The organism is Vibrio azureus, from assembly GCF_002849855.1.
Lineage (GTDB): Bacteria > Pseudomonadota > Gammaproteobacteria > Enterobacterales > Vibrionaceae > Vibrio > Vibrio azureus.
Genome location: NZ_CP018616.1, coordinates 2,665,830 through 2,691,166, shown reverse-complemented (window position 1 = coordinate 2,691,166; position 25,337 = coordinate 2,665,830). Strand labels below are relative to the sequence as shown.

Sequence of the window (25,337 nt, the reverse complement as noted above, 5' to 3'; positions counted from 1 at the left end):
CTTCAGGCCTAGAATCGCTTAGTGTCGATCTCTTAGGTTGCCAAATAAGGCTAAAAAGTTATGGTAACCACAGGTTTAACAACAAGATGAAACCAATTTTTGGCAGAGGCCCAGCTCTGCAGTTACGCCTATTTTTGGCAGTTATTATTTCAGCCGGTTTGATGCTGGCTGATAATCGTTTAGATACATTCTCTAATATTCGATACTTTTTAAACAGTATGGTCGCACCGATACAATATGCGGCTAATTTACCTCGCAGTATATTTGACGGTATGTTTGAACGCTTCAATACACGTCAAACTCTCCTCGACGGAAATCGTAATCTAAAACGAGAAGTGTTGCGCTTAAAAAGTGAACTTATTTTACTCGAGCAATATCAAGAAGAAAATCAACGTTTGAGAAAGTTGCTCGGATCTTCTTTTGTTCGTGATGAAAAGAAGGTGGTGACAGAGGTAATGTCTGTCGATACCTCACCTTACCAACATCAAGTTGTGATTGATAAAGGCCAAATTGATGGCGTTTATGTTGGGCAGCCTGTGATCAACGAAAAAGGCATCGTTGGCCAAGTGACCTTTGTTGCTGCACATAATGCGAGAGTGTTGTTGCTGACGGATGCAAAAAATGCCATTCCAGTTCAGGTCATTCGTAATGATATTCGTGTTATTGCATCTGGCAATGGTGAAATGGACAAAATTCAATTGGAGCATATTCCAACCAGTACTGATATTCAGGCTGGTGATTTACTGGTGACATCTGGACTTGGAGGCATTTACCCAGAAGGTTATCCGGTGGCTACTGTGATGGATGTTTCCCATGATACACGACAAGAGTTTGCTTCCATCGTGGCACAGCCAGTCGTTGAGTTTGATCGCTTGCGTTACTTGCTGTTGATTTGGCCAAATGAAGATCGACTGGATAAAGCATCACAGTCTGATGCTAAAGAAGCGCCAAATGCAGAGTTAAAAGAAGAGGTTACAGATGGCCAATAATGTGTTTCGAAGCCGAATGGTCATCGGCATCACTTTTTTAGTTGCATTAGTATTACAAACAATCCCATGGCCAGGCATTTTGGATCAGCTGCGCCCGTCTTGGCTTTTTCTTGTGATTTGTTACTGGGTGCTGGCATTACCACATCGAGTGAATGTCGGTACCGCGTTAATACTTGGATTGTTGTGGGATGTCTTGATTGGATCGACGTTGGGTATTCGAGGCATGATGATGTCGATTGTTATCTATCTCGTCGCTCTGAATTCCTTGGTGATTCGTAATATGGCGTTGTGGCAGCAGTCTATGCTTATTATGGTGTTTACGGTATTGCTCGAGGTGCTGATTTTTTGTGGAGAATACCTCAATCAAGATGTCATTTTTGATCCTTTACCGCTTTGGGCGGCGGTCATTAACGCCGTACTTTGGCCATGGTTGTTTTTATTGATGCGTCGTATCAGGCGTGTATGGCATGTAAGGTAGTAGTGTGAACAAAAAGATCTCCCTTGTGTTGGCCTCCGGTTCGCCAAGAAGAAAAGAGTTGCTTACTCAGTTGGGTTACCAGTTCGACATTGTGTTACCTGACATAGAAGAAAAGCAGCAAAAACATGAAACCGCTTACGAATATGTATCACGGCTCTCCTTGGAAAAAGCGCAAGCAGGCTTGGCGATGTCGCAATCGGGGGCCGTAGTATTAGGTTCTGATACGGTTGTGGTTTGCGATGATTTGGTGTTGGAAAAGCCCACTTGTTTTGAAGATTCAAAACAGATGCTTAGTCAGCTTTCTGATCGTCATCACCAAGTGATGACCGCGGTCAGTGTCGTTTCTGCTGAGCGACAATATTCCCAGGTTGTTGTAACCGATGTGTGGTTTAAGTCATTGACTGATGAAGAAATAGAACAATATTGGCAGTCAGGAGAACCATGCGATAAAGCTGGAAGTTATGGTATCCAAGGTTTAGGGGGGCGCTTTGTGACCCGAATCGAAGGCAGTTATTATGCTGTGGTTGGCTTACCTCTATTTGAAACTGATCAGCTGATTCAAGAATTTTTATAATTATTTGAGGTGTGCACATGAGTGCAGAATTGCTGTTAAACGTCACTCCGAGTGAAACGCGTGTGGCGATGATTGAAGGTGGCGTATTACAAGAAATACATATAGAACGAGAATCGCGTCGCGGTATTGTCGGTAATATTTATAAAGGTAAAGTGAGTCGTGTATTACCTGGTATGCAAGCGGCTTTTGTCGATATTGGCTTAGAAAAAGCGGCATTCCTGCATGCATCTGATATCGTGCCACATACTGAGTGTGTCGCAGAAAATGAAAAGCAACAATTTCAGGTACGCGATATTTCTGAGTTAGTGCGTCAAGGGCAAGATATTGTGGTTCAAGTCGTCAAGGATCCGTTAGGAACAAAAGGGGCCAGACTCACCACGGATATTACTCTGCCATCGCGCTATCTTGTTTTTATGCCCGGAGCAAGCCATGTCGGTGTCTCTCAACGGATTGAATGTGAAAAAGAGCGCGAGCGCCTTAAAAAAGTAGTGAATCACTATTGTGATGAACATGGCGGTTTTATTATTCGGACGGCAGCAGAGGGAGCAGACGACAAAGAGCTTTCACAAGATGCAGCCTTTCTAAAACGATTATGGTCGAAGATCATGGAGCGCCGTGCGAAGTATAAAACTCGCGCCACACTCTATGGAGAGCTGGGTTTAGCACAGCGCATTCTACGTGACTTTGTCGGTACAGAGCTGGATAAAGTCATGGTCGATTCACGTTTAGAGTATGAGAATCTCAAAGAATTTACCTCTGAGTATGTTCCTGAGCTAACGGAGAAGCTTGAGCTTTATGAAGGTGACAAACCTATCTTTGATATGTATGACACTGAGAATGAAATTCAACGCTCATTGGAGCGTAAAGTAGAGCTGAAATCGGGAGGTTACCTGATCATCGACCAGACTGAAGCAATGACGACGGTCGACATCAATACAGGGGCCTTTGTTGGACGCCGTAACCTAGAAGAAACCATTTTCAATACTAATGTCGAAGCGACTCAGGCGATAGCGCGTCAACTACGTTTACGTAATCTGGGCGGTATCATCATTATTGATTTTATTGATATGTTATCTGAAGAGCATCGTAAGCGTGTGTTAGCTTCTCTTGACGCCGCTTTATCTAAAGATCGTGTCAAAACCAACATCAATGGTTTTACTCAACTGGGTTTAGTCGAAATGACGCGTAAACGAACTCGTGAAAGTATTGAACATATTCTTTGTTCGAGTTGTCCTACTTGTGAAGGGCGCGGTAGTGTTAAAACTGTTGAAACCGTTTGTTTTGAAATCTTGCGTGAAATTACTCGAGTGAATCGAGCTTATGATGCCGATAATTTTGTCGTGTATGCTTCCCCTTATGTGGCAGAAGCTTTGCTGGGAGACGAATCACATGCTCTTGCTGAACTCGAAATTTTTATTGGTAAACAAGTTCGTATTCAAGCCGAACCTTTATATGTTCAAGAGCAGTTTGACGTAGTAATGATGTAGTTTGGAACCTGTGTGAATTTTAGTGTTAACCGCTTAGCACGTTTTTGTGCTTGGAGCTTAGTTTTAGTATTGGTGATGTTAGCACTCTTCGTCACCGCTTTACGTGTTACCTTGCCACATCTTAATTCTTTTCAAAATGAGATTACAGCCTGGATCAAACAGGATACAGGCTTAGATGTTTCAATCAGTAATGTGATGGGGTCTTGGCGTAACAGCCACCCCTCTCTTCAACTGCAAGGATTACAGGCGACTTTACCTCAAGAGCCTTCGGCAAACCTTAAGGTTGATAAGATTGATATTGAATTCGATTTACTTCGTTCAGTCTTGCAATTGAAACCCGTTATTTCAGATTTAGATATTGATGCATTGACGCTTGATATTCGTTCTGTCGATCTATTTTCTAAAGAAGAAGTCGCCCCTCAAGCTGTCAGTCACTCTCAAATTACGGTACCTTCTCAAGTTGGGCATAAACGCTCAAAACCGTCAGCGCTAAGCAGACAGATAGATTCGTTACTTTTGCGTCAGTTGCAAGATTTTACGCTCAACCGTTCTCAAATTTGGTATCGCTCTATTTCTCAAGAACCGCGTCGTCTTGACATTGAACAGCTTCGTTGGCGTAACCGAGGACACAAACACCGGGTCGAAGGCGTGGTGAATATTATTGAACCTAGCTTGAACTCACTGCTCGTCAGCGCAAACTTTACAGATTTTGGTTCACTTAGGGATATCTCCGGTGAATTTTTTGCTAGTGCCCAAAATGTATCTATTGGCCCTTGGTTGACCCAGCATATGCAGGCAGAGTCTGGCATTGAATCTGGGGAAATTAGTTTGAACTCTTGGCTGACATTAGAGCATGGGAAGCCTAATGATGCTTACGTTGAAATCCTACCTTCTAGATTAATTTGGAATGAAAAAGGATGTCATGAGCTGGTGATCGAATCGGGCATATTCAAACTTTCTCCGAATCAGAAGGGCTGGAAAGCTCAAGCGAATGCACTGCAAATTTTGACAGATGGTATTGCATGGCCAAATTTGGATATTACTGCCAATATGCAGCCTTCTGAGTGGCTTTTAAACCTTTCGCAGCTCGATGTGGCGGCCTTGAGACCGTTACTGAAATTAGCACCTAGATCTGAATTCAGTAACGAGGCACTAGAGCATCTATCACCAAGCGGGCGCATAGAAGATGTTCGAATCTTAATGAAAGAAAGCCTTGATTCATTGCGGTATTCTGCAACGCTGAGTAATTTGAGCCTCTCTGAATGGGAAACCATTCCTGGCTTTAATCGAGTGAACATGACGCTGTCAGGAAGTCTGAAACAAGCTCAAGCCAAATTAACCGTTATGGACGATGTATTTTCATTTGGGGAATGGCTTCAGGCTCCTCTCGATATTAAGCAGAGTGAAGTAGAGTTATTCTGGCAACAAGATGACAATGGATGGCGTGTTTGGGCAGATAAAACGACAGTGGCAACACGTGATATACAGTTACTTGGTACTTTTGTACTGGATGTTCCGAAAGGAAAAAGTCCGTTTTTGTCACTTTATGCAGAAGCTGATTTGTATAATGCTGGTGAAGTATGGCGTTATTTACCACCACCTGCTCTTGGTCAAGACTTAACAAATTATCTTTCAAGCGCTATTCAAGGCGGTAAAGCAGAGACGGCTAAGCTTTTATGGTACGGGGATCTAGACCGTTTCCCTTACCAAACCAACGATGGCATTTTTCAGGCTAGGATAGGGCTAAAAAATGCTAAGTTTAGTTTTGATACTGCTTGGCCAAGTATTACTGACTTACAACTCGACTTACATTTTCAAAATGAATCGATGCATTTTGAATCTCATTCCGCCAAGTTAGAGGGCATCCAAGCTGATAAGATCATCGGACACATTGACGATCTGGCTGAGTCAGGCCAAGTAGACATTGAGGCAAAAGCATCGGCGCCAGCCAGTGCTGTGCGTGACTATATGATGGCAACACCGTTAATAGACAGCGTCGGTGCAGCATTAACAGCAGTAAAAGTAAGTGGCCCCGTCGCATCTGAATTTAACCTGACCGTCCCTTTCGATGCTAATCAAGAAGTCAGGGTTTGGGGCTATGCAGACTTGAACAACAGTCGGGTTGATATTGATACGCCTGCGATGACATTAGAAAATACCACAGGACGCATTCAATTTGATAATAATGTGGTGACGGGAAAAGGGATTAAGGCTAACCTTCTTACCCAGCCGTTGGTATTAAACTTTGATGGTGCAGCACAACATAAAGGCTATCAAGTCGCTATCCAGTCTCATGGTGAGTGGCAAGTCGAACCCTTGAAATCTTATCTTGGTGAACAGTGGTTAGAGCCATTATCAGGTAAAGCACCTTGGCAAATGAGTATTGACCTGCAGTTGGGAGACATTGACTTTAATTATCAAGTTGATCTTATGGCCCAGCTGGACCGTTTAGCCAGTCAATACCCTTATCCTTTGACTAAGCCTGCTGGAACAGCAGGGCAAGCAAAATTGAAAGCGTCTGGGGACCAAGCTTCGATTACTGCTCAGTTACAGCTTCCTGAAGCTAAATATCAAGCTGAAATTGATATTTCCCATGAGACACCTGTCTTGAACGCAACTAATCTTGTTATTGGTCAGGGTGGCTTCAAAGCAAATCCGATGACTGGCCACTCTGTCTCAGTTAACCTCGACAAGTTAGATTTCAATAAATGGCAGCCTTTTTTGCAAGATATTACAAGTGTGGCAAAGGCTGAAAAAGTCGATGTTAAAGCAGACCCTTCCCCCCTCATTATCCCTTTGCCAACGCAATTTAGTCTAGATGTGGGCGTCCTAAGACTGGGGGAAATTGAACTGAACGATATTGCTTTGGACGCACGTAACCAGAATAACATCTGGCAGGTAACTGTAGATAGTCAGGAAACAAAAGGTAAAGCAAGCTATGACTTACCAAACCATAGTTTGTCGGTTGCTTTAGAACAGCTCCATTTGTACATCCCCAGTTTTGATGACAAGAAAATAAAGCGAAATTCTTTATTGGTACGAGACGATCTTTCTGCGCCGCTTATCTCTAAATTTGAACGCAAATTCTATCAAGAAATGCCAAACTTAACTTTGAGTGTCGAAGACTTTTGGCTGCAAGGTTATAAAGTAGGCCAAGTTAATATCGCTCTGGCTCGTCAAGCTGATCGACTTGAATGGCAACAAATGAGTTTTGCCAGTGGGCAAAGTCATGTTGATATTAAGGGATGGTGGCAATTGACCGAAACTCAAAGCCATTCCCACTTTAATTTGGCTTTTAAAGGGGAAAACAACAGCGATTTAATGGAGCGTTTTGGGATTACTTCAGGGATTCAACAAGCACCGTTCGAAATTAAGGCCAAAGTTGACTGGGATGGTGCACCTTGGTCGATGAAAACGCAAACTTTGCAAGGAGAAGTGACGACTGAGTTTGGCAAAGGGGTGATTTCTCAAGTAAGCGGTGCTGCGCGCCTGTTAGGGTTATTCAGTTTGGACTCCATCATACGCAAGATGCAGTTAGACTTTACTGATGTGTTTGACAAGGGGTTAGCATTTAACTCTATTAAGGGATCTGGGAAAATCCAAGAGGGTGTCTTTGTAACCAATGATATTGAAATGGACGCCTTAGCTGGAGAAATGACGATACGGGGTATCGCAGACATGAATACTCGCTTGGTCGATGCTGAGGTGAGCTTTGTTCCTGATATTACCTCTGGCATCCCGATGTTGACCGCGTTTGCTGTTGCTCCTCAAACTGCGTTGTATGTTCTCGCGATTTCAACGGTGATATCTCCTGTTGTTGAGGTCTTTACGCAAGTGAATTACTCCGTGGAAGGGCCGTTAGACTCACCCACAGTTAAAGAAATCTCACGCAGTAAAGGGAAATACACTTTGCCTGAGCAATTACGTGAAAACGCCAAATAGACGTATTTTGGGGATAAGGAATCATCATATGGAACGGATTGGGATCATACAAATGACGTCAGGCTCTGACGTATGGAGTAACCTCGATTTTATCGAAAACCAATGCAACATTGCGGCTCGGAAAGGAGTTAAACTGGTATTAACTCCAGAAAATGCTGTTCAGTTTGCCAATCGGAATGCCTATCACAAAAGTGCGGAGAAGCTGGGAGAGGGAGCGATTCAAGCTAAATTAGCCGCCATTGCCAAAGAAAATCAATTGACCTTGGTGATCGGCAGTATGCCAATTCGCACTCAACATGGTGTAACCACAACCAGTTTAGTCTTTTCTCCACAAGGCCAATGTCTTGGTCATTATGATAAATTACATATGTTTGATGCGGACGTTGCTGATGGCTACGGCCATTACCGAGAATCTGAAACCTTTCATCCCGGCGAGCGGGTGGTTACGATAGATACAGATATTGGTCGGGTTGGATTGAGTATTTGTTACGACTTGCGTTTTCCTGAACTGTATCAGGCCTTACGTTCTGCGGGTGCTCAAATTATCCTAGTCCCCGCTGCTTTTACGGCGGTGACAGGACAAGCGCATTGGGAAGTGCTGTTGCGAGCAAGGGCGATTGAAACACAGTGCTGGTTTATCGCCAGTGGACAGACGGGCACGCACCCATGTGACAGACAAACCTGGGGACATTCTATGCTGATTGACCCTTGGGGAGAAATTAAAGCCGTGCTTGATGATCAAGTAGGGTTACTTGTGAGTGATATTGATTTGTCACACAACCAGCAAGTAAGGCAAAATATGCCACTGACTCAACATAATCGCTTTCAAATCGAATTGAAACGGAAACCAAAGAGCTAACTATGAGCATAAACCAAATCGAACAGGCACTGCTTGCCCCAAATGGTCTGACAGAGCAAGACATTGCAGAGACACTCGCGAGTATTGCCACTCGTCAGATTGATTATGCGGACATCTATTTTCAGTCCAGTTGGCATGAATCTCTGGTACTAGAAGACAGCATCATTAAAGATGGTTCATTTAACATTGATTGTGGTGTTGGTGTCCGAGCGATAACCGGTGAGAAAACAGGCTTTGCTTATTCTGACCAAATTCAACTTGAAGGCTTGAAGCAGAGTGCGATTGCCGCTCGAGGGATTGCACAGCTAGGACAAAGTGCATCGGTACAAGCTTTTAAACGCACAGACAATCAATCTTATTATCAAGCAACCAATCCTCTGGCGGGTTGGGAAAAGCATCAAAAAACAGAACTATTGATGTCATTGGATGCGTATATTCGAACCAAAGAACCATTAATAAAAGAAGTGTCCATCAGCTTAAGTGGTGTTCATGAACAAATGCTTGTGGCAGCAACGGATGGTACTTTTGCAGGCGACATTCGTCCTTTAGTTCGTCTTTCAATCAGTGTGTTAGCACAAAAAGGTGAGCGCCGAGAGCGGGGAAGTGCTGGAGGTGGAGGCCGTTTTGGCTATGAGTTCTTTTTATCTGAGCAGGACGGTGTAAAGCAAGCGTTTTATTTTGCTGATGAAGCGATTCGTATGGCGTTAGTCAATTTAGAAGCAGAAGCAGCTCCAGCAGGAGCAATGCCAGTTGTGTTAGGTGCTGGTTGGCCTGGTGTCTTATTACACGAAGCCGTTGGACATGGCTTAGAGGGAGATTTCAACCGTAAAGAATCCTCGGTATTCTCTGGTAAGGTGGGTGAAAAAGTCACTTCTTCGCTATGTACTATTGTTGATGATGGCACGTTGAAAGATCTTCGTGGCTCTTTGAATATGGATGATGAAGGAGTGAAGGGCCAATACAATACTTTGATTGAGAATGGAGTATTAAAAGGTTATATGCAAGATAAGCATAATGCACGGTTGATGGGCGTTAACCCAACCGGTAATGGCCGCCGTGAATCCTATGCTCATTTACCTATGCCGCGCATGACCAATACTTATATGTTACCAGGACAACATTCTCCAGAAGAGATTATTTCAACCGTCAAAAAAGGTTTGTATGCGCCAAACTTTGGTGGCGGTCAGGTGGACATTACTTCAGGTAAGTTCGTGTTCTCTGCGTCAGAAGCTTATCTTATTGAAGATGGTAAAATTACGCGTCCAGTGAAAGGTGCGACACTTATTGGTTCTGGCATTGAAGCGATGCAGCAAGTCTCAATGGTTGGTAATGACCTTAGTATTGATAAAGGCGTCGGTGTGTGTGGTAAAGCAGGACAAAGCGTGCCTGTGGGCGTTGGTCAACCTACCCTCAAATTGGACTCACTGACGGTTGGTGGGACCGAATAAGCACAAGTGTAAAAGAAGCAAAATAAAGTAGAGGGAGCCCAAAGTTTGGGCTCCTTTCTCATCTCTCGGTATCTAAAGGTTTTCCTCAGCAAATTCTGCCAGTCGGCTACGAACCACGCCATTCAGGTGGATGTTTGCGCTACCTTCAAAGTTTTTAAAACGCTCAACCATGTAAGTTAAGCCGGAAGTGACAGGGGTTAAGTAATGGGAATCGATCTGAGCCAAATTACCGGAACAGACTATTTTCGTTCCTTCTCCACAACGCGTAATAATGGTTTTTATTTGCGACGCTGTGAGGTTTTGGCATTCATCGAGCAGGACAAATGCATTTTGAATCGAGCGGCCGCGCATGAAGTTAATGGACTTAAACTGAATATTCGCTTTGTCGCAAATATACCTCATTGAGCCTTCAGTACAGTGATCATTTTGGTGTAAGGCTTCCAAAGTATCGGTGACTGCAGCGAGCCAAGGCATCATTTTCTCTTCCTCAGAACCGGGTAAAAAGCCAATGGATTCCCCAATGTCAGGAGTGTTACGAGTGACAATAATTTTATCGAACATTTTCTGCTCAATAGTTTGTTCAAGGGCTGCAGCCATGGCGAGCAGTGTCTTACCGCTACCCGCAGCACCAGTTAAGATCACTAGATCTATTTCTGGATCGAGTAAGGCATCTAAAGCCATTCCTTGGTAGATATTTTTAGGGGTAATATCCCACACTTGACGGTTCATCAGGCGCTCTCGGCTAAGATCGAGTAACGTGACTTTTTCTTCCTCCATAGTCTCAACTCGTCCAGCAAAGTCACTTGCATCATCAATCACATACTGGTTAATGAATGTGGGTTCTAGTGGTTCTCGATCCAGTTTATGGAAGGTTTTTCCGCCTAATGTATAACTTTCTACTTGTTCTATATCACACCAGAAATCCCCACTGCGTTTTTGAAAGCCTTTCGTTAAGTATTGGACATCATCAATGAGTTGGTCTGTGCGGTAGTCTTCAACATAGCGTACGCCAGCCCCCTTTGCGCGTAGGCGCATATTGATATCTTTAGTGACTAATACGACTGCTCGAGGAGCACGTTTATTCTGTAGGTATAAGACCGCATTGAGAATGCGATTATCGCCAGCTTTGTCTGCAAATGCTTTGACGGTTTCTTGTAATTCAAAGTCAGCCAAAATAGAGATCGTCCCTTGTTCGGGGGCGTCTTTGGCTACGGGGATCCCCTCAGAGATCTCGTCAGGTGTGGCTTCTTTAAACAAATCTTCTAAAGCTCGGATAGCGACACGTGCATCTCTTGCGACATCACGTTTACTGTCTTTGATGCGATCCAGCTCTTCCAATACTGTCATTGGAATCACAACATCGTGTTCTTGGAAAGAGAAAATAGCGAAGGGTTCATGAAGAAGAATGTTGGTATCAAGTACAAACAATTTCCGATCGGTATCGCCCATAGCGTCTCCTTGCCGCGAAGCGGCCTGCTTGAAAAGAGTTAAGAATAAAAAACTTCTCTTAGCTCTGATTGCTTGCAACAGAGGTTGTCAGGCTGATCGGTTAGTGTGCAATCGAGTAGCAAGACAACTTACTGCAAACCCGTGTTGATCCTAATCGTTTACTTTAACTTTGCTTGAAGCAAGTTAATGAGTTGAGCATGATTTATATGCCTTATCAATAAGTATAATGAATAATGCTGTCTTTACGCTCAATAATTGCTATGATTTTTTACCGTTTTATTACATAACTGATTTTGAAAAAAAATTCGCTCACTTTTGCGGTTTCATCGTGATCTAAATCACAGCTTCAAGTAAGATTAGCGACCTTTTTCTGCGACTTAGCCTCAGGCGTTTTATCATGTCTTCTTATTGCCTTTTGCACATAGTCAGACTGGTAACAATGACCAGCAATGTCGTAGGAAGCAGAATTAGAACTTAACTCTTATTGGTTAGAATGGCCTGATATGAGCTAGAGCAGCCAACAAAGAGTGATGAGATACACTCAGTAGAATAGAAGAACGAGGTAGTCAATACATGACATTTGCTTTGGGGCAACGCTGGATAAGCGATACGGAAAGTGATTTAGGTTTAGGTACTGTGGTAGCCATGGATGCTCGTACTGTAACATTGATGTTTGCCGCATCTGAGGAAAACCGAGTTTACGCACGTAGCGATGCGCCAGTCACCCGAGTAACGTTTAATGTTGGTGACGTCATCGATTGCCAAGAAGGTTGGTCATTAAAAGTGGAAGAAGTACTTGAGGACGAGGGCTTGTACACCTATTTTGGTACACGTGAAGATACTCAAGAGACGGCAATCGTCTTACGTGAAATATTTCTGAGTCACCAAATTCGTTTTAACAAACCACAAGATAAACTGTACGCAGGACAAATTGATCGCATGGACAATTTTGTATTGCGTTACCGTGCGTTGAAAAATCAATTTGAGCAGCACAAGAGCCCAATGCGTGGCTTATGTGGTATGCGTGCTGGCTTGATCCCACATCAACTTTATATTGCTCATGAAGTCGGGCGCCGTCATGCCCCACGAGTGTTATTAGCGGATGAAGTCGGATTGGGTAAAACCATTGAAGCGGGGATGATTATCCACCAGCAGGTGTTATCTGGACGCGCAGAACGTATTCTGATCGTTGTGCCAGAAACGCTTCAACACCAGTGGTTGGTTGAAATGATGCGTCGCTTCAATTTGCATTTTTCTATCTTTGATGAAGAGCGCTGTATTGAAGCATTTGCCGAAGCAGAAAATCCATTTGATACTCAACAATACGTACTATGCTCACTCGATTTTCTGCGTAAGAGCCGTAAACGTTTTGAACAAGTATTAGAAGGCGATTGGGATCTTTTAGTGGTTGATGAGGCGCACCATCTTGAGTGGAGTCAAGACAAAGTCAGTCGTGAATACCAAGTGGTTGAGGGCTTAGCTGAGCGAACGGACGGGGTGCTGTTGTTGACTGCAACTCCGGAGCAACTTGGTCGTGAAAGCCATTTTGCCCGTTTACGCCTGTTGGATCCGGATCGTTTCTACGACTACGATGCCTTTGTCGAAGAAGAGGCACAATATGCTCCCGTAGCGGATGCGATTGCCTCACTCTTTTCTGGAGAGGTGCTTGCCCACGAAGCGAAAAATCAGATCACAGAGCTACTATCTGAGCAAGATGTTGAGCCGCTGTTCCGTATTATTGAAAGTGACAGTGATGAAGCCGAAAAAGCATCAGCTCGCCAAGAGTTGATCGACAACTTGATGGATCGTCATGGCACCGGGCGGGTCTTATTCCGTAATACACGTGCGGCGATTAAAGGCTTTCCGACACGTAATGTGCATTTATTACCGATGGATATTCCTGCCCAATATACAAACTCGATGCGAGTAGCGGGCATTATCGGCGGTAAAATGACCCCTGAGGCGCGCGCGGTTAAAAACCTTTATCCTGAAGAGATTTTCCAAGAGTTTGAAGGCGAGGAGTCGAGCTGGTGGCAATTTGACTCGCGAGTGAACTGGCTACTTGAAAAGATCAAAGAAAAGCGCAGTGAAAAAGTACTGGTTATTGCTTCTCGTGCAAGTACAGCGTTGCAGCTGGAACAAGCATTACGTGAGAGAGAAGGCATTCGGGCTACAGTTTTCCATGAAGGTATGTCCATTATTGAGCGCGACAAGGCAGCGGCTTACTTTGCTCAAGAAGAAGGGGGAGCACAAGTTCTAATTTGTAGTGAAATTGGTTCTGAAGGTCGAAACTTCCAGTTTGCAAACCAACTTGTGATGTTTGATTTACCTTTCAATCCAGACTTGTTAGAACAGCGCATTGGTCGTCTCGACCGAATTGGTCAAGAACGTGATATCGACATACATGTCCCTTATTTAAAAGGCACTTCACAGGCCATTCTCGCTCGCTGGTTCGATGAAGGCTTAAATGCATTCTCAGAGACCTGCCCGACAGGTCGAGCGGTGTATGACAAATACTCTGATTCATTGATTGAAATGCTGGCATCGGGTGACATTTCAAATCTTGATGAAGTAATTGAAGAATCCGCTAAGCTGAATAAAGAGCTGAAATCAAAGTTAGAACAAGGTCGTGACCGCCTGCTAGAGATGCACTCAAATGGTGGTGAGAAAGCGCAGCAAATTGTTGAAAAAATCTCTTCAACGGATGGGGATACTAACCTTGTCACGTTCGCTTTGTCTTTATTTGATACCATTGGCCTAAACCAAGATGATAAAGGCGAAAACGCGCTAGTGGTCACGCCATCTGAGCACATGATGGTGCCAAGCTATCCTGGACTGCCTTACGAGGGAGCAACGATTACCTTTGACCGAAATACGGCTCTTTCTCGAGAAGACATGAACTTTATTAGTTGGGAACACCCAATGATCCAAGGTGGTATTGATCTTCTGATGAGTGAAGGGGTAGGTACGACGGCAGTATCATTACTCAAAAATAAAGCCTTACCCGTTGGTACGATTTTATTGGAATTGGTGTACGTTGTGGATGCTCAGGCGCCAAAAAGCAGTGGGATTTCCCGTTTCTTACCCAAAACACCGATTCGTTTAATGATGGATGCGCGTGGTAATGACCTTTCTGAACAAGTCGAGTTTGAAGGGTTTAACCGTCAGCTTAGCCCAGTAAACCGTCATTTGGGCAGCAAACTGGTGACTTCTGTTCAGAAAGACGTGCACAACTTGATTGAAGCAGGCGATGGTTTAATTGATCAGAAAGTTGAACAAGTTCGACAGCAAGCACATCAGGATATGCACCATAGCTTGAACTCAGAGTTGGAGCGTTTACAAGCTTTGAAAGCCGTAAACCCAAATATTCGAGATGAAGAAATTGAAGCGATAGAAGCGCAGATCAAAGAGCTAAGTGGCTATATTAATCAAGCTCAGGTTCAACTGGATTCACTCCGTCTGATTGTTGTGAGTCACAACTGATAAAGGTTCTTGTTATTCATAACGAATTGCAATTAATTGAGTTTTTTGAATAAAGTGACTAAAGGCCTTCAACTGAAGGCCTTTTTCTTTGCTTGCTACTTCGCTGTATTAACTTGCTTAATTTGACTCAGTGAAATGGCTCTAAATAGGTATCACTCTGCATCAAATCTCTGAGATCATTTGGGTGGGCTAAAGCGTGAATTACATGATCCATTTCCACCAGATAAACACCGCTAAAAAGCCGAATAGGTAAACTAATCCTGCAATCGAGAGCCACTTTAGTTTGCGACTTAATCTCAGTGATTTAGGTAATTTTGTTTTACTCACCAAAATATAGTTGAGCAAAGCAAAGAATGGTGTCGTGACAAACGCGAGCACCATGGCAAAGTTCAGCATTGGTAGGAGGGCTGATGCCCAAAATATCACAATGCTTAATGCCAATATTGATACTGTCAGCATGATGGCGGAAGTGGTTTTTGGGTTTGTTTTTGTCTGTAAACGCAGCAGACGTTGCGAATCTGAAATGACTCGAGAGTAACCATCAATGACGGTAATCGTACTACCGAAAATACAAAAGAAAGCAATGATAGCAATAAGGTAGCGTGACCATTCACCGATGGTCGATGCGTACAAGCCGACAAGTTGGTGAGAAAACCCTATTCCAGAACTTTTAAGCTCAATGCCGGAGCCATGCAGCGTCAAAGCCCCCAAAGATAAAAATATTAACGCGAGTATTGCCGTACCAATGTAGCCGACGTTGAAATCAAACAATGCGGAACGTGGCGTGACCTTTTGTTGGTTTGTTTGGCGCTTTAGCCAAGCGGACGTTAAACAAGATATTTCGATCGGTGCTGGCATCCAGCCCATGGTTACTACAATAAAACCGATTGCGGCTAGGGACCAAGGGGAGGGTGATTCAAAGCTTGCGACAGGTTCTACAGGGCTGCCGAATGCAATCGTCACAGCAATGAGAGTTGCAATGGTAAGAATTGCCATAATGACTTTGGATAGGGTATCTAAGGCTTTGTAATGTCCAGCAAATAAAATCACTAAACAGGTCACGACAACAATAGTGCTTAGAGAGGCCATCGAGAGAGAAAAAGGCATGAAGTAGCCCAACAAACTTGCACTAAACATCAACAGGGCTGCGGTGTTGATGACGCCTGAAATAGAACTGAGAAGTAAGAACAACCACAGATATGGACGACCAAGATTAGCATAACCTTCAACTAACGTTTTACCTGTTCCCATTGTGTACTGAATTGCCGCCCGAAAAAATGGATATTTAAAAATGTTAACGAGCAGGATAAGCATTGCGAGTTGCCAGCCGTAGATTGCCCCTGCTTTAGTTGATGCCACAAGATGCGATCCTCCAACTGCTGCAGAAGCCATTAAAATTCCAGGACCAAGTGAGCGAATAAGTTGGAATTTTTTTGGATGTGTTGGATGAGATGCGGTTACTTCCATATTCTTTTTTTCCTTTTTTATCAATATAAAATGATAACTATCAGTCTGGTTGAGCATGTCAATTTGATTTTGTGAGCCTTGAGGTCAGCTCTTCATTTTTTATTCACCGTCTTCAAATGAGCTCGAGATGTTGGATTCAAACACCTTGAGCTCATTGAGAGATACAATGGAGTAAAATACGTTTGAAGATTATCGAAGTGGTAAATTAAATGGGTTTATACATGCATCTTATGTGAGCTTGGGTATAATCAGCGCGTTTTTAATTTGTGAAGATAACCACCATGGCGATGCTTGAATATAATCCACCGACAGAACCTTGGATCGATATTGTTTTTGAAGATGATCAACTGCTGGCGGTCAATAAACCTTCCGGTCTGCTGTCTGTTCCGGGAAGACTTGCTGAGCACTATGACAGCATGTGGAGCCGCCTACAGGAAAGGTACCCAGATATTCAAGTGGTGCATCGTCTAGATATGTCGACTTCTGGTTTAATGATTTTAGCCAAAAATAAGCAGGCTGAGAGTGCATTAAAGAAACAGTTTCAGTTTCGTTTAACGCATAAGATCTATTACGCCCGTGTTTGGGGACATGTAGATCAGGAAGAAGGTGAAATTGACCTGCCATTGATTTGCGATTGGCCTAACCGTCCTAGACAGAAAGTGTGTTTTGAAGATGGAAAGCCTTCTAAGACTCTATTCCAAGTGGTCAATCATGAGCAACATTCCGATGGTTCGAAGACCACGGTGGTGCGTTTACTGCCTATCACAGGGCGTTCGCATCAATTACGTGTCCATATGCAGGCATTAGGTTACCCGATTGTTGGTGATGAATTTTATGCCACGGAAGAGGCAAGGGCCTTCTCTGAACGACTTGAATTGCATGCTTCTGAGCTCAGTTTTTATGATCCGACTGATGATTCATTGCGCAGTATTTTTGTCGCTTGTGATTTTTATCCGCAAGCCAAAGAGATGATCTTTGACTATTTTGAACCAGAGCGTAAATTACCCGATTACAAAACACTGCCACGGCCATAAACTTATTTTTAGGCAGTGAATGAGGGTTTATTATGTCATTGCCTAAAATTGTCTTTCTCGACCGTGCAACCATCCCTGCTCAGATTCAGATACCGCGCCCAAGCTTTGCCCATGATTGGGTGGAATACGATCTGACTTCTCCAGAACAAGTGATTAAGCGTCTCACTGATGCGGATATCGTTATCAGTAACAAAGTGGTGCTCGATCAAGCTGTTCTCTCTCTACTCCCTAATCTCAAGATGATCGCCGTGGCGGCCACGGGCTTCAATAACGTTGATATTGATTACTGTGCTGCACATAACATTGTGGTTGCGAATGTTCGAGGTTATGCGACTCGTTCTGTACCGGAGCATGTGATTGCGATGCTGTTTGCTTTGCGTCGTAACTTGTTTGGCTATCACCAAGATATTGCGGCAGGTGAGTGGCAGCGTAATAAGCAATTCTGTTTCTTTACGCATCCAATTGGAGACGTTGCGGGTAGTACCTTGGGTGTGGTTGGCAGTGGTGCATTAGGTCAGGCAATGGCGCAACTGGCACGAGCGTTAGGAATGAACGTGGTGTTTGCGGAGCGTAAAGGTGTCACGAAGTGCCGAGAAGGTTACGTTTCTTTTGCTGAGATGCTTGAGCAAGCAGACGCCATCACATTGCATTGTCCGTTGAATGATGAGACGCAAAACTTGATTGGCGCAGTGGAGCTTAAGCAGATGAAGCCAACGTCCATTCTGATTAATACGGGCCGTGGTGGCTTAGTGGATGAGCAAGCTTTAGTCGATGGATTGATACAAGGTGAAATTGCCGCTGCTGGATTTGATGTGTTTAGCCAAGAACCCGCCGATAAGACGAACCCTCTGATTGCCAATATGCACTTGCCTAACTTGTTATTGACGCCGCATGTGGCTTGGGGGAGTGATTCATCAATTCAACGTTTGGTTAATATTTTGATTGACAATATTAACGCATTTGAGCGCGGTGAAAGGCTGAATCGTTTGGTATAACGCAGAACAAGAAGCACCAAAAGCAGGCACATCGGTCTGCTTTTGGCGTACTCGACGTCGAATTAAATGTCTTCTTCTTCGAGTGCTTTCAGGATTTGGAAGATTTCACGGTAAGATTTTGCTGGTTTACCGGCTTTCTTCTCTTTCGCAGCTTGGCGAGCAAGTTGACGTAGACGTTGACGGTCCGCTTCTGGGTAAAGTTCCATTACGTCATCAATCGCTTTATCGCCTTCTTCGACAACACGATCACGCAGTGCTTCAAGTTTGTGCAGCGCCGCGGTTGCTTGTGAGTGTTTGTTACGTACTTTGTCGAGAGCTGCTTGGATTGGCTCTGGGTCTTCATAACGCATTAATTTACCAATACGTTGTAGCTGACGACGACGTGCCTCGTTTTTAAAACGTTGCGCATCTGCAATCGCTTCTCGCAGGTCTTCGCTTAATGGGAACTTATCGAGAGCAGCTGGTTTGAGGCCAACAAGCTCTTCACCTAGCTTTTGTAGCTCTTCCATGTCGCGTTTCATCTCAGATTTACTTACCCAGATGATCTCTTCTTCTGGTTCCCATGGCGCTTTTTGATTCTTACGTGCCATCTCTATTGCCTGTTTTTTGATGAATAATATGACTATTTTAACAAGAATCGTGGGGAGAAAGCGAAATTCTTGTTATTCTATTCTATATCGAAGACATGATGTGAAAGACAATGGATATTAAACAGCAGGTTACTGAGCAGCGTATCGAGTTACAACAAGCCGTTTCACGTGCATTAGAAATCGCTGCGGCGAAGTCTGATGCCGCTGAAGTCGCAATCACCAAGAGCACAGGGTTGAGTGTTTCCACTCGTATGGGAGATGTGGAAAACGTTGAATTCAACAGCGATGGTGCACTAGGTATTACTGTCTATCGAGGTCAACGTAAAGGCAGTGCTTCGACTTCTGATTTAAGTGAGGCAGCCATCGAACAGACAGTCTTAGCGGCACTTGATATCGCTCAATATACATCAGAAGACCCATTTGCAGGTCCTGCACCGAAAGAATATATGGTGAAAGAGGTACCAGACTTAGACCTTTTCCATCCTGATGCACCCGATCCAGACTATGCAGCACAAGTTGCTATCGCTGCAGAAAAAGAAGCACTCAATTACAGTGATACGATTAAACAAAGTGATGGTGCCAGCTACGACAGCCACTACGGCGTGAAAGTGTATGGTAATAGCCACGGCCTGCTTGCAAGCTATGCATCCAGTCGTCATAGCACCAGCTGTTGTGTGATTGGTGTAGGTCAAAATGGCGAAATGGAGCGTGATTACAGCTATACTGTTGCGCGTCATCGTGATGATCTTTGGACGCCACAAACGGTGGGTCGTAAAGCGGCCGAGAAGACCATCAGCCGCCTAGATGCTCAGAAGTTGAAAACGGGACGATACCCAGTTATGTTTGCAGCTGATGTCGCCACAGGTTTGATTGGTCATTTAGTGATGGCCATTAGCGGTGGTAACTTGTACCGCAAATCTTCTTTCTTATTGGAACATCTCGGTCAACAAGTCTTGCCTGAGTGGTTTAATATTTCAGAACGTCCACATGTATTGCGTGGCCTTGCATCCAGCCCTTTTGACAGTGAAGGTGTTTATACGCAAGACCGTGAAATTATCACCGATGGTGTGCTCGCTACTTACTTATTAACCAGTTATGCCGCTCGTAAGATGAAGATGGACCCTACGGGGCACGCTGGTGGTATCCATAACTGGTACGTGAAATCGACAGGTCAAAATTTCGAGGATATGCTAAAAGAGCTTGGTACGGGCCTACTTGTGACAGAAACCATGGGACAAGGCGTGAATATTGTCACTGGTGATTACTCTCGTGGTGCCGCTGGTTTTTGGGTTGAAAATGGTCAAATCCAGTATCCAGTATCTGAAATTACGATCGCTGGTAACTTAAAAGACATGTTTAAGCAAATTGTCGCCGTGGGGAGTGACGTGGAAACACGATCGCAAATCCAAACTGGCTCTATTCTATTAGATACTATGAAGATTGCGGGTGAGTAGATTCACTCATTATATAGAAGAAAGCCTGATGGAGAGTTTCACTCATCAGGCTTTTTTATTGCTGTCAGTTGAGCATGACAAAAGAGGCTTAAATCATCAGTGTGGCTAGACCAAGGAAGACCGAAAGACCAATTACGTCAGTGACGGTTGTGAGGGCCATTCCACCAGCCAGTGCGGGGTCGATGTTCATCTTTTTGAGCAGGATAGGGATGCTTACACCTGCAACACCGGCGACAAAAAGGTTTGTTAGCATGGCCGCAGAAATAATGCCACCAAGCATCCAGTTTCCTTTCCAGGCAACAACAATACCACCAATGATGAGCGCCCACATGATGCCATTCAACAGACCAATAGCTGCCTCTTTTAAAAGCAATTCACGTTTGTTTGAGTCACCAATATGCCCTAAAGCAAGTCCGCGGATGACGAGCGCGACGGTTTGGTTTCCCGCAACGCCTCCCATGGAGGGTACAATGGTCATTAAGACCGCGATGGCAGCCATTTGATCAAGAGTAGCCTCAAACATATTGGAAACGGAAGCGGCCGCAAGTGCTGCAAGGACATTAGCACCAAGCCAAACACTGCGCTTACGAGCGGATTTCACGACGGGAGCAAACGTATCTTCATCGTCATCCATACCAGCCATACTCATCATTGAGTGCTCTGCGTCTTCACGGATAACATCGACCACGTCATCGATGGTGATACGACCGACAAGGTGTTGGTTTTCATCCACAACCGGGGCTGAGACCCAGTTTCGACGCTCAAACAGACTGGCAACATCCGTATCACTGGTATCGACGGTGATCGCATCGTCGGCATCTTCCATCACGTCGCTGACCTTTACATCAGGCTGAGTCGTAATGAGGATTGTGATAGGCAGCTCACCAATCAGTTTGTTGTCTTCATCGATAACGTAAAGTGCATCTGTTGCTTCTGGTAGCTCCCCTTTTATACGCAGATAACGCAGAACCACGTCGACATCAACGTCACCACGTATAGTGATGACATCGGTATTCATTAAACCACCAGCCGTATCCTCAGGGTAGGACAATGCCGTTTCGACCCGAATACGCTCAGCAGAGTCCATTTGAGCGAGAACTTCACGGGAGATATCGTTGGGTAGGCTACGGAGGACATAAGCGACATCATCGGTGTCCATGCCCTCTGTGGCCTCAGCGAGTGCTTCTGGGGCCATTTTAGACACAAGGCTATCTTTGACATCTTCATTGAGCTCGTCAAGGATTTCCCCGTAGTCTTCTGGGTCAGTTAATTGCCAGAGTACTTCACGGCTCTTACGAGGCGAGGACTCTAGTAGGTGGGCAATATCCTCGGGCTCCATGTCTTGGAGTTGACGTCGGACATGGACGAAGCGGCCATTATCAAGTGCTTCGGTAACTTCTTGGAGGGTTTGGTGAGCTTGATCAAATTCGGTTTGCTCTGCCATTTTTGCCTCCTAATTCCTGAGATTTACAATGTTTTGAATAATAACTTAATTCTAAGCGGCTTTTAATAACAACTTATGAAAGTCATACAAATTATTTTTTTGGCTGCGTTGAATGGTGTAGTGAGTCGTGACCAAAATCGCGTGTTGCTGTGGGCCATTTTGGTTTAGACGACTCAAAAGTGGATTGCCGCGAAAGAAAGGTTTACTCACTGACTCATTGCTTGATTACTCACTTTCATCAAACTTTGCTTCGATTAAGTGACAAACAGCCTCAAGAGCTTGAGTAGACTGAGACCCTTGGGCATGAATGGTAACGTATTGCCCTTGAGCGGACTCAAGCATCAGTAACCCCATTACACTATCTGCTGTTGCTCTTTTATCTTCTTCGTTATCAATAGTGATGACGGCATCAAAGCTTTGCGCTAATTCAACTAACTTTACCGCTGCTCGAGCATGTAAACCTAGGCGATTTTGGATCAGTACCTTGCGGCTCACTTTCACGCTTCATTCCTCAATGTTTTTTCAAGAGAAGTATGACGTATTTGTACTTGATGCCCTTTCTCTGCAAAGTATTCGGCAATTTTTTGCGTTAAGTATACGGAGCGGTGTTTTCCTCCAGTGCAACCTATGGCAACAGTGAGGTAGCTGCGATTGTTTTTTTCCAGCATCGGCAACCAAGTTTCGATAAAGTTTTTAATTTGATCTTTTAACTCGATTACGGGCGGGTGTTGCTCTAAAAAAGCACCAATTGGCGCATCTAAACCTGTTAAAGGACGGAGGGCAGGCTCCCAATGTGGGTTAGGGAGAAAGCGAACATCAAAAACATAATCAGCGTCAGAAGGTAAACCGTACTTAAAGCCAAAGGATTCAAATACCATGACGAGATTTTTACGCTCTCGCCCATTAATACGCATCCTAATGGTCTCGCTTAAATCATGCAGGGACTGACCACTGCTGTTTAATACGAGATCGGCTTGGGCTTTTAAGGGGGTAAGTAGCTGTTGCTCTAGATTAATTGCTTGCTCAAGTGAGAGAGAATGGCTTCCTAATGACAACGGGTGGATGCGTCTTGTCTCGCTATAACGTTTTAACAAGGTTTCCTTGTTGGCGTCCAAGAAAAGCATGGTGACGTCAAATTTAGACTTTAATTTACTTAAAGTGACACTGAGGTCATTGAGTTTTTTCGGCATATTGCGGATATCAATGCTGACGGCAACATTTTGCTGGCTGTCAGAGACCGATTGAACAAAGCTTTCTAGTAAATTGACGGGTAGGTTATCGACACAGTAATAACCTAAATCTTCTAGGACTCGAAGTGCAACACTTTTCCCGGCTCCAGAGTGGCCACTGACAACGATTAAGCGCATAGTGTCCATCCGGATTATTGGTTAACCATAATATTGTAGAGCTCTTCGTCGCTCTGAGCATTACGTAGCATTTTTAAGGTGTTTTTATCGCTTAGGCGTTCCGCCATCGAAGAGAGTGTTTTGAGGTGCTCTTTGCACTGTGATTCTGGAACAAGCAGGGCGAAAAGCAAATCCACAGGTCGATTATCAATGGCATCGAACTCAATGGCTTCATCACATTGTAATAAAATCGCTATGGCTTTATCGCTTGATGGCATTCTGGCATGTGGAATGGCAATGCCATTGCCAATACCAGTACTGCCCATTTTTTCTCTGTTGAGCATACACTCAAACAGTTCTGTAGAATCTTGTCCTGTACTTTCAGCAGCAATGTTACTGATGATTTCCAATGCTCTTTTTTTACTTGTACAGTGGACTGCACTTCGAGTGCAGTCCAATGACAGTATTTCGCTCAGTTGCATGATCAATGACTATTTAATTTTTCTTTATGTTTATTCAGTTGACGAACTAATTTATCCACCAACGAATCAATCGCGGCGTACATGCTTTCATCATGAGATGAAGCATGGATTTCACCTTGATTTACGTGGAGCGTAGCTTCCGCTATTTGGTTGAGTTTTTCAACTTTTAGTACCACTTGAACTTGGTTAATGTGGTCGAAGAACCTTTCGAGCTTCTGAAACTTAGATTGTACGTAGTCTTGCATTGAATCGGTGAGATCAACGTGATGGCCTTGAATATTGATTTGCATAGACTTTCCTTTTAAGTTAGTGCCTAAAGAAGGCGTTTGCGCTGACTCGAAGGGGCAATGCCCAAAGATTCCCGATATTTAGCAATAGTTCGTCTTGCGACTTGGATCCCTTGATCAGCTAAAAGGGCAGCAATTTTACTGTCACTGAGTGGTTTGGCTGTATTTTCAGCGGCAACCAGCTTTTTGATCAGTGCTCGAATTGCTGTTGATGAACATTCCCCACCATTGTCAGTACTGACATGACTGGAGAAGAAATACTTCAACTCAAAAATGCCACGTGGCGTATGCATAAACTTTTGGGTAGTGACTCGCGATATGGTGGATTCATGCATATCGACATCCAAGGCAACATCATTAAGTACCATAGGTTTCATGGCTTCTTCACCATATTCGAAGAAATCATACTGATGTTCAACAATACATTTGGCTACTTTGAGTAGTGTCTCATTTCTGCTCTCTAAACTTTTTATCAGCCATTTCGCATCTTGTAAGTTAGTCCGAATGTATTGGCTGTCCGCGCTGTTGCCTTTGCCAAGTTGTGCATACTGTTGATTGACTTTCAGGCGAGGAACGCTATCAGTGTTGATAGAGACACTCCATTTGCCATGCTCTTTAAACACAGAAACGTCAGGTATGACATACTCTGGATCATGAGGCGTGATGCTACTACCAGGGCGTGGATCGAGTTGCTGAATGAGTTTTAAGACTTCACGAAGGTCGTCTTCTTTGAGCTTAGCTTCCTTAATGATCAATTTATAATCACGATTGCCGAGGTTATAGATATGCTCGTTTAAGATCATTCTTGCTTCGCTAAGCCAAGGCGTATCTTCAGGAAAAACTGCGAGTTGCAGCAGTAAACACTCCTGAAGATTGCAAGAAGCAACACCGAGCGGATCAAATTGCTGGATGCGTTTGCGTACGGCTTCGATTTCATCTAACTCAATTTCTTCTTGGTCGAAGCTTTGATGTATTTCTTCCGGAGATAGCGTGAGGTATCCATAATCATCGATAGCATCGATGATGGTTAAAGCGATAGTACGATCTGTTTCTGAGAAAGGAGTGAGGTCCAATTGCCAGAGTAAGTAATCGTACAAGGATTGGGTGGTCTCTCCCTGATAAAGCGGGATATCGTCATCCAAGGCAAGGCCGGTACTTCCTGTGTTGGCGCTATAAACATCATCCCAAGTCGTATCAATCTCAAGTTCTGCGCTGATTTCAGACTTTTCTATTACATCTGAACTGTCTTGCGTTACAGGTTCTGATTCTGACTGGCCCTCTGTTGCGGTTTCTGCACTTTCTTGAGCCAGTTTATGTTCATTATTTGTTTGAGGCTCTTCATGGCTCTCTTCTACCTCCAGCAATGGATTGGAATCTAACGCTTCCTGAATTTCCTGCTGAAGATCAAGTGTTGATAGTTGCAGCAAACGAATGGCTTGCTGCAACTGAGGTGTCATGGCTAATTGTTGACCTAGCTTGAGTTGTAATGAAGGTTTCATTCAGTATACGGTACCTTTAATGCTCAGAAT

The 25,337-nt window shown here is 44.1% G+C and carries 21 protein-coding genes; 11 read left to right on the top strand and 10 right to left on the bottom strand.

The features are described from left to right. Positions 1-86 precede the first annotated feature (86 nt). The 7 genes from mreC to tldD are packed head-to-tail and all read left to right on the top strand — an operon-like array spanning position 87 to position 9,777. Positions 87-989: a rod shape-determining protein MreC gene (mreC, locus tag BS333_RS12250; protein WP_021709281.1), complete on the top strand. Its 903-nt coding sequence runs from the start codon at positions 87-89 to the stop codon at positions 987-989. Then, positions 979-1,467 carry a rod shape-determining protein MreD gene (mreD, locus tag BS333_RS12245; RefSeq protein ID WP_021709282.1) on the top strand — a complete coding sequence of 163 codons (489 nt, stop codon included), beginning with the start codon at positions 979-981 and terminating at the stop codon, positions 1,465-1,467. Before mreC ends, mreD begins: the two co-directional genes overlap by 11 nt. A gap of 4 nt (positions 1,468-1,471) precedes the next feature. Next, positions 1,472-2,041 (top strand): Maf family protein, encoded by a 570-nt coding sequence (locus tag BS333_RS12240; RefSeq protein WP_033003595.1) that lies wholly within the window; start codon positions 1,472-1,474, stop codon positions 2,039-2,041. A 17-nt stretch (positions 2,042-2,058) separates the two neighbouring features. After that, positions 2,059-3,528 (top strand): ribonuclease G, encoded by a 1,470-nt coding sequence (gene rng, locus BS333_RS12235; RefSeq protein ID WP_021709284.1) that lies wholly within the window; start codon positions 2,059-2,061, stop codon positions 3,526-3,528. 12 nt (positions 3,529-3,540) lie between these two features. Beyond that, positions 3,541-7,470: a YhdP family protein gene (locus BS333_RS12230; protein ID WP_021709285.1), complete on the top strand. Its 3,930-nt coding sequence runs from the start codon at positions 3,541-3,543 to the stop codon at positions 7,468-7,470. 28 nt (positions 7,471-7,498) lie between these two features. Further along, positions 7,499-8,329: a carbon-nitrogen hydrolase family protein gene (locus tag BS333_RS12225; RefSeq protein WP_021709286.1), complete on the top strand. Its 831-nt coding sequence runs from the start codon at positions 7,499-7,501 to the stop codon at positions 8,327-8,329. A gap of 2 nt (positions 8,330-8,331) precedes the next feature. Then, on the top strand, positions 8,332-9,777 hold the full coding sequence (gene tldD / locus BS333_RS12220) for a metalloprotease TldD (RefSeq protein WP_021709287.1): 1,446 nt from the start codon (positions 8,332-8,334) through the stop codon (positions 9,775-9,777). Between the two features lie 72 nt (positions 9,778-9,849). On the opposite strand, the gene BS333_RS12215 is transcribed toward tldD, so the two are convergent. Then, positions 9,850-11,226: a PhoH family protein gene (locus BS333_RS12215; protein ID WP_021709288.1), complete on the bottom strand. Its 1,377-nt coding sequence runs from the start codon at positions 11,224-11,226 to the stop codon at positions 9,850-9,852. 573 nt (positions 11,227-11,799) lie between these two features. On the opposite strand from BS333_RS12215, the gene rapA reads away from it, so the two are divergent. Beyond that, on the top strand, positions 11,800-14,709 hold the full coding sequence (rapA, locus tag BS333_RS12210) for an RNA polymerase-associated protein RapA (RefSeq protein WP_021709289.1): 2,910 nt from the start codon (positions 11,800-11,802) through the stop codon (positions 14,707-14,709). 201 nt (positions 14,710-14,910) lie between these two features. On the opposite strand, the gene BS333_RS12205 is transcribed toward rapA, so the two are convergent. Continuing rightward, the gene (locus BS333_RS12205; RefSeq protein ID WP_021709290.1) at positions 14,911-16,176 is read right to left on the bottom strand and encodes an NRAMP family divalent metal transporter; all 1,266 of its coding nucleotides are present in this window, start codon (positions 16,174-16,176) and stop codon (positions 14,911-14,913) included. Between the two features lie 281 nt (positions 16,177-16,457). On the opposite strand from BS333_RS12205, the gene rluA reads away from it, so the two are divergent. Together rluA and BS333_RS12195 are read left to right on the top strand one after the other, a co-directional pair. Beyond that, positions 16,458-17,210, top strand: coding sequence for a bifunctional tRNA pseudouridine(32) synthase/23S rRNA pseudouridine(746) synthase RluA (gene rluA, locus BS333_RS12200; RefSeq protein WP_021709291.1), 753 nt, complete (start codon positions 16,458-16,460; stop codon positions 17,208-17,210). A gap of 32 nt (positions 17,211-17,242) precedes the next feature. Next, positions 17,243-18,205 (top strand): D-2-hydroxyacid dehydrogenase, encoded by a 963-nt coding sequence (locus tag BS333_RS12195; RefSeq protein WP_021709292.1) that lies wholly within the window; start codon positions 17,243-17,245, stop codon positions 18,203-18,205. A gap of 62 nt (positions 18,206-18,267) precedes the next feature. Here BS333_RS12195 and yjgA read toward each other — a convergent pair whose 3' ends face one another. Beyond that, positions 18,268-18,795, bottom strand: coding sequence for a ribosome biogenesis factor YjgA (gene yjgA / locus BS333_RS12190; RefSeq protein ID WP_021709293.1), 528 nt, complete (start codon positions 18,793-18,795; stop codon positions 18,268-18,270). Between the two features lie 110 nt (positions 18,796-18,905). On the opposite strand from yjgA, the gene pmbA reads away from it, so the two are divergent. Continuing rightward, positions 18,906-20,249 carry a metalloprotease PmbA gene (pmbA, locus tag BS333_RS12185; RefSeq protein WP_021709294.1) on the top strand — a complete coding sequence of 448 codons (1,344 nt, stop codon included), beginning with the start codon at positions 18,906-18,908 and terminating at the stop codon, positions 20,247-20,249. An 88-nt stretch (positions 20,250-20,337) separates the two neighbouring features. Here the strand turns inward: pmbA and mgtE are convergent, their stop codons facing one another. The 7 genes from mgtE to BS333_RS12155 are packed head-to-tail and all read right to left on the bottom strand — an operon-like array spanning position 20,338 to position 25,307. Further along, positions 20,338-21,693: a magnesium transporter gene (mgtE, locus tag BS333_RS12180; protein ID WP_021709295.1), complete on the bottom strand. Its 1,356-nt coding sequence runs from the start codon at positions 21,691-21,693 to the stop codon at positions 20,338-20,340. Between the two features lie 51 nt (positions 21,694-21,744). Beyond that, positions 21,745-21,903: a hypothetical protein gene (locus BS333_RS22065; protein WP_156007094.1), complete on the bottom strand. Its 159-nt coding sequence runs from the start codon at positions 21,901-21,903 to the stop codon at positions 21,745-21,747. Between the two features lie 15 nt (positions 21,904-21,918). After that, positions 21,919-22,194, bottom strand: coding sequence for an HPr family phosphocarrier protein (locus tag BS333_RS12175; protein ID WP_021709296.1), 276 nt, complete (start codon positions 22,192-22,194; stop codon positions 21,919-21,921). Next, positions 22,191-23,060 carry an RNase adapter RapZ gene (gene rapZ, locus BS333_RS12170; RefSeq protein WP_021709297.1) on the bottom strand — a complete coding sequence of 290 codons (870 nt, stop codon included), beginning with the start codon at positions 23,058-23,060 and terminating at the stop codon, positions 22,191-22,193. The genes BS333_RS12175 and rapZ overlap by 4 nt, the downstream gene beginning before the upstream one ends. Before the next feature lie 14 nt (positions 23,061-23,074). Further along, positions 23,075-23,521 carry a PTS IIA-like nitrogen regulatory protein PtsN gene (gene ptsN / locus BS333_RS12165; RefSeq protein ID WP_021709298.1) on the bottom strand — a complete coding sequence of 149 codons (447 nt, stop codon included), beginning with the start codon at positions 23,519-23,521 and terminating at the stop codon, positions 23,075-23,077. 2 nt (positions 23,522-23,523) lie between these two features. Next, positions 23,524-23,811, bottom strand: a complete 288-nt coding sequence (hpf, locus tag BS333_RS12160) for a ribosome hibernation promoting factor (RefSeq protein ID WP_021709299.1) — start codon at positions 23,809-23,811, stop codon at positions 23,524-23,526. A gap of 23 nt (positions 23,812-23,834) precedes the next feature. Beyond that, on the bottom strand, positions 23,835-25,307 hold the full coding sequence (locus BS333_RS12155; protein WP_021709300.1) for an RNA polymerase factor sigma-54: 1,473 nt from the start codon (positions 25,305-25,307) through the stop codon (positions 23,835-23,837). Positions 25,308-25,337 lie beyond the last annotated feature (30 nt).